Below are 4,634 nucleotides of genomic sequence, written 5' to 3'. Positions count from 1 at the left end.
GTCCCGGGGGTCCGGACGCCGGTGGCCGGGCGGGGCAGCCATGCCGTGACCCGGCGGCCCAGCGTCTCCACCGCGGTGGACGTGAGCCAGCCCAGGGCGCCGATCGTGGCCATGCCGACGAAGACCCCGGGGTAGTCGACGACCGTGTAGTCCTGCCAGGTGCGGTAGCCGACCCCGTACTCGCCGGAGATCATCTCCGCGGAGATCACACAGATCCAGGAGACGCCGATCCCCACCGAGAGGCCTCCGAAGATCCCCGGCAGGGCCCCGGGCAGCACCACCGAGAACAGGACCCGCGCCCGGCTCCCGCCGAGGGTGAGCACCGCCTCCTCCCACACCGGATCGAGCGCCCGCACGGCGTGCCGCGTCGACACAAGGACGGGGAAGAGGGCCGCGGCGCAGGTGATGAAGACGATGCCCTGCTCGTTGGTGGGGAGCAGCAGGATGGCGACCGGCACCAGGGCGATGGCCGGGATCGGCCGCACCACCTCGACCAGCGGCCCGAGGACGTCGGCGGCCCACCGCGACCGGGCGACGGCCGTTCCCGCCGTCACCCCGAGCACGGCGGCGAGGAGGAAGCCGACCGCGATCCGCCGCAGACTGTGCCCGAGATCCTGCCAGTACGCCTCGGTGCCGATCCGGTCCCCGAGGGCGGCGGCGACCTCGACGACCGTGGGGAACTGCTGGAACCTCAGCCAGAGTTCGACGTCGTACGAGGTCAGCAGCTGCCACACGCCGAGCGCGGCGAGCGGGGACGCCACCCGGACCAGTCGGCGCCCGGCGCTCATGACGCGAGCCGCACGGCGTCCGCGTACGGGACGACGCGTGCGCCGGGGTGCCGGGTGACGTACCGCTCGGAGGCCGACCGGGTGAGGAACGCCCGCCAGGCCGAACCGTCCTGGACCCACACCGCCCGGTCCGCGAACCAGAGCGTCCCCGTCACCGCGTCCGGCACGTAGGCCGCGCGCACGGAGGCGCCCCTGACGGCCTTCAGGAGCGCGCCGGGGCTGTCGAGGGTGCGGGTCGTGCGCTGCCCCTTCAGCCATAGCTCGGCCTTCGCGCCGGTCGTCCTCGGGTACGCCGCGTCCGGTACCGCACGGCGCAGGGGCACCGGATCGACGAAGGCGTCCACGTCGACGTCGGTCACCAGACCGGCCTCCTTGAGCACCGGCACGTCCTCCTTGAGGGCCGCGATCAGTTCCGGCCGGAGCGCCGGGTCGAAGGTGGCGATGCCCTGGGCGCCGTTGTAGAGGTAGACCACCTCGGCGGGCAGTCCGGTCTCCTTCGCGACCGACTCGGCGGCGGCCACCGGCTGCTTCCGCAGGTGCTCCGTGGCGCGGTGCTGTGCACGGAGGAAGGCGTCCAGGACCGCGGGCCGCCGCTCGGCGAACTTCTCGCGGACGGTGACCCCGTGGAAGGTCGGCAGGTTCAGTTCGGCACCGTCGTACAGCGCGGCCGCCTTGCCCTGGTAGGCGAGCAGGCCGGGCCAGGCGACGAACTGGGAGAGCGCGTCGACGCTGCCGGACGACAGGGCCGAAGCCCCCACGCTCGGCTGCTGGTTGAGCTTGCGCACGTCCTTCGCGGGGTCGACGCCCGCCCGGCGCAGGGCGCGCACGAGGGTGCCGTCCGCGGCCGAGCCGACGCTGGTCGACACCTTGCGGCCCTTCAGGTCGGCGAGCGACCGCAGCGGTGAACCGGGGGCGGTGACCACGGTGTTGAGGCCGCCGCGCAGGTTGTAGCCGGTGACCGAGACGAGCCGGGTCGGTTTCTTGAGCTGCTTCCCGCGGGCCGCGTTGATCAGCAGCGGGAAGTCTCCCATCGAACCGATGTCGATCTTCCCCGCCGTCATCTGCGCGGTGATCGGCGCTCCCGTCGCGTAGTCCTGCCAGACCACCCGGTAGCTGAGGCCGTCCGCCCGGCCCCGGTCCGCGAGCTCCTCCTCGAAGTAGCCGAGGGAGCGCAGCAGGGTGCCGGCGGTGACGGTGTTGATGGTCTTCGACTGGTAGCCGACGGTCACCGTGACCGTCCTGCCGTCGGAGGACTCCCCGGCACCGGCGCCGCAGGCGGTGGCGAGGGGGAGGAGGAGTGCGAGCGGAAGGACGATCGGGAGGGTGGGCCGCCCCGCCGTCCGGCGGGGCGGCAGCGCACGTCGTGCTCTGGGCATGGGAGTTCGGCCTTTCACCGGAGCAGGTAGGGCATGTTGACGGTGACCGCCCCGGTGGGGCAGCGGGCGGCGCAGGGGCCGCAGTACCAGCACTCGTCCACGTGCATGTACGCCTTGCCGTCCTCCTCGCGGATCGCGAGCGAGTCCAGCGGACACATGTCGACGCAGAGCGTGCACCCGTCGATGCACTTCGACTCGTCGATGGTCACGGGCACGTCGGCACGCTGGGGGACCAGAGGCATGGCTGTCTCCAGGAAAGGGATGGGCGGGGAGGGTCGGGGGAGGGGTCGAGGCCGGGTGTCAGAGGGAGCGGCGCAGGATGCCGCCCATGGTGATCCGGTCGCCCCGGAAGCGGATGAACTCCAGGTCCACCGGTCGTCCGTCGGGCAGACAGGTCAGCCGTTCCAGCATCAGGACGGCCGCCCCGCGGGGCGCTTCGAGCACGGCGGCGGAGTGCGCGTCGGCGTTGACGGCCTCCAGGGTGATCTCCGCGTGACCCAGCGGCCCGCCGGTCAGCTGCTCCAGGAGCCGGAACACATCCGTGTTCTCCAGGTCGCAGCCCAGGAGTTCGCCGCCGACGTCCATCGGAAGGTACGACAGGTCGAGGGAGAGCGGCAGCCCGTTGAGCCGGCGCAGCCGCTCGATGCACAGCACGTCCGAGTGCTCCGGCAGACCGAGCCGGTGGGCGACCGGGCCCGGCGCCCCGACCGGCCCCACGGTCCGGACCTCGTTGGTGACCCGCCCGTGCTCGCGCAGCGTCTCGGCGAGCCCCTGCAACCGGTCCAGGCCGTGCGGGTACTTCTCGCACACCACCACCGTGCCGACGCCCGGCTGCCGTTCGACGATCTGCTCGCCGCGCAGCAGGTCGAGCGCCTGCCGGACGGTGTTCCGGCTGGCCCGGTAGTCGGCCGCGAGGACGTCCTCCAGGGGCAGGACCCCGCCGGGGAAGCCGCCCGCCAGGATCTGGTGGCGCAGCAGGTCGGCGAGCTGCCGCGCCCGGTCCGCACGCAGTCGCAGACGGCGTGCGGCGGCGACGGGGCGGGCGGCGGAGGCGGGTTCGGCGGGCATGGCAAGGAACGTAGCCGGGAGGTGCCGCCGGTGGTGTTGCGGCAGTATTGCGCCACCCGGCATCCCGCACGCACGACTCTGACCTGCGGTGACTCGGCTCGTGCGCGAACATCCGCCACCTCGCCGCCCACCCTGTGGACGCCCGGCAGCCCACCATGCGGGAAGCGCGGCCGGCCCCGGCCTTCGATCCCGGCCAGGGCCCGGGCGTAAACAGTAGCCATGTACATAGTAGCCATGTACGGTATTTCTTGTGAGTTCGGCAACCAACGGCGCCACCGCGGGATTCCTGGTCTGGCGCCTATCGATGAAGTGGCGCGTGGCCGTCGACCGGGCGGTCGCGCCGCTGGGTCTGACCCACGCCCAGTACGTGGTGGTGGCGTCGCTGTACGGCATGTCGCGCGGAGGGCTGCGGCCCAGCCAGCGCGCGCTCGCCGACCGGACGGGCATGGAGCCGCTGTACGTCTCCAAGCTCGCCCGCGCCCTGGAGGCCTCCGGGCTGCTGGAGCGGACCCGGGACCCCGGCGACCCGCGGGCCATGCAGCTGTCGCTCACCGAGCGGGGACTCGACGTCACGCGCCGGGCGATCACGGTCGTCCAAGGGCTCCTGGACCAGCTCCTGGAGCCGCTCGGAGGCCGGACCGGTCCGCGCGCCCTGGAGTTCACCCGCGAGCTGGAGACCCTGCTCGACGTACCTCTCGATCCGTCCACCGAGCACGACGAGGAGCCGTCATGACCACCACCACCGCACCCCGCGCCGACGGGCGCGTCCTGGCCCTGGCCCACCACGCGGCACGCGCCGTCCTGGAGGGCGTGCTGACCCGCCACGGCATCACCTTCCACCAGAGCGTCACCCTCCGGGCCGCCGCGGCCGCGGGCGSCGCCCCCGGCCGCGACGCGCTCGTCGGCGACGTCGCCGGCTCCCTGAAGGCCGACCCCGCCCTCGTCTCCGGCGTGATCGACGATCTGGTGGCCGCCGGACTCCTGGAGACGGACCCCACGGTCCCGGCGGACTCCACGGACCCGGCTGCCCCGGCTGACCGGGCCGACCCGGCGCGGGTGCGGCTCACCGACGCCGGACGGGCGACGTACGACGCCACCGCCGCCGAGTCCGCAGCCCTCTCCGCCCGCCTCTACGACGGCATCCCGGACGAGGACCTGCGGGTGGTGGGCCGCGTGCTCACCCTGATCACCGAGCGCGCGAACGCCGCCTTGGCCGCCGGAGCCTGAAGCCCCGTCCGGGCCACCCCTGAGGCGGCGGGGCGGGGCGTCAAGCTCTCGCTATGGACTTGGAGCTGAGGCACCTCAAGACGATCCGGGCCATCGCCGACGCGGGAAGCCTCACACGCGCCGCGACCGCGCTCGGGCTCGCCCAGCCGGCGCTCAGCGCTCAGCTCAAGCGGAT

General features: G+C 73.3%; 7 protein-coding genes. 3 read left to right on the top strand and 4 right to left on the bottom strand.

Annotated features, from left to right (window positions below; genetic code table 11):
* From EAO70_RS07985 to EAO70_RS07970, 4 genes are all read right to left on the bottom strand, one after another.
* Positions 1–788 (bottom strand): ABC transporter permease (locus EAO70_RS07985; protein WP_148002317.1); only part of this gene is annotated, 788 nt, incomplete at its 3' end.
* The gene (locus EAO70_RS07980) at positions 785–2,164 is read right to left on the bottom strand and encodes an ABC transporter substrate-binding protein (protein ID WP_148002305.1); all 1,380 of its coding nucleotides are present in this window, start codon (positions 2,162–2,164) and stop codon (positions 785–787) included. The genes EAO70_RS07985 and EAO70_RS07980, both read right to left, overlap by 4 nt.
* Before the next feature lie 14 nt (positions 2,165–2,178).
* The gene (locus tag EAO70_RS07975) at positions 2,179–2,406 is read right to left on the bottom strand and encodes a ferredoxin family protein (RefSeq protein WP_030313017.1); all 228 of its coding nucleotides are present in this window, start codon (positions 2,404–2,406) and stop codon (positions 2,179–2,181) included.
* Between the two features lie 58 nt (positions 2,407–2,464).
* Positions 2,465–3,232: a GntR family transcriptional regulator gene (locus EAO70_RS07970; RefSeq protein ID WP_148002304.1), complete on the bottom strand. Its 768-nt coding sequence runs from the start codon at positions 3,230–3,232 to the stop codon at positions 2,465–2,467.
* Between the two features lie 250 nt (positions 3,233–3,482).
* Here EAO70_RS07970 and EAO70_RS07965 point away from each other — a divergent pair, with 250 nt between their 5' ends.
* The 3 genes from EAO70_RS07965 to EAO70_RS07955 form a co-directional block, all read left to right on the top strand.
* Positions 3,483–3,965, top strand: a complete 483-nt coding sequence (locus tag EAO70_RS07965) for a MarR family winged helix-turn-helix transcriptional regulator (protein ID WP_148002303.1) — start codon at positions 3,483–3,485, stop codon at positions 3,963–3,965.
* Positions 3,962–4,459, top strand: a complete 498-nt coding sequence (locus tag EAO70_RS07960; protein ID WP_148002302.1) for a MarR family winged helix-turn-helix transcriptional regulator — start codon at positions 3,962–3,964, stop codon at positions 4,457–4,459. Before EAO70_RS07965 ends, EAO70_RS07960 begins: the two co-directional genes overlap by 4 nt.
* Positions 4,460–4,512: 53 nt before the next feature.
* Positions 4,513–4,634: LysR family transcriptional regulator (locus EAO70_RS07955; protein WP_148002316.1), on the top strand; the 122-nt coding region annotated here is incomplete at its 3' end.

Source organism: Streptomyces sp. adm13(2018), from assembly GCF_008042145.1.
Classification (GTDB): Bacteria; Actinomycetota; Actinomycetes; order Streptomycetales; family Streptomycetaceae; genus Streptomyces.
Note: the sequence above shows the minus strand (reverse complement) of the source record. Positions and strands in the feature narration are given on the sequence as shown.